Origin of the sequence: Pseudomonas sp. PS02288, from assembly GCF_029959715.1 — a bacterium.
GTDB lineage: Bacteria > Pseudomonadota > Gammaproteobacteria > Pseudomonadales > Pseudomonadaceae > Pseudomonas_O > Pseudomonas_O kuykendallii.
Genome location: NZ_JASCPA010000128.1, coordinates 1 through 677, shown reverse-complemented (window position 1 = coordinate 677; position 677 = coordinate 1). Strand labels below are relative to the sequence as shown.

Annotated in this window: 1 protein-coding gene; it reads left to right on the top strand. The window is 67.2% G+C overall.

What is annotated here, in order from left to right:
• A partial coding sequence (gene tssI / locus QMX85_RS23355; RefSeq protein ID WP_282344938.1) for a type VI secretion system tip protein TssI/VgrG occupies positions 1–677 on the top strand: 677 nt, incomplete at both ends.

Below are 677 nucleotides of genomic sequence, written 5' to 3'. Positions count from 1 at the left end.
GAGCGAAGCCCGCAGCGACGCCCAGCCGGACCTCGAGGACTACGACTATCCCGGCCGTTTCGTCGATCGGAGCCGCGGCAAGCACCTGGCCAAGCGCGCCCTGGAACGTCATCGCGCCGACTACCAGTTGGCCGAAGGCGACAGCGATCAGCCCACGCTCTCCAGCGGCCACTTCCTCGACCTCGCCGCCCATCCGCGCAGCGCCTGGAACCAGCTCTGGCTGCTCGACGAAGTGCTCCACGAAGGCAAGCAACCGCAAGTGCTGGAAGAGTCGATTCATCAGGACCAGGCAGAAGGCTTTACCCAAGGCTACCGCAACCACTTCAGCGCCCTGCCCTGGGACGTGCCCTACCGCCCGCCCTTGAACCATCCCAAGCCACGCATCCTCGGCAGCCAGAGCGCGGTAGTCACCGGCCCGCCCGGCGAAGAAATCCACTGCGACGAATACGGCCGGGTCAAGGTGCAGTTCTTCTGGGACCGCCACGGCCAGGCCGACGACCGGACCAGCTGCTGGCTGCGGGTGTCCAGCAGCTGGGCGGGCGACCGCTACGGCGGCATCGCCATCCCGCGGGTCGGCATGGAAGTGCTGGTGAGCTTTCTCGAAGGCGACCCGGACCAGCCGCTGATCAGCGGCTGCCTGTACCACAAGGAACACGTGGTGCCCTACGCGCTACCGG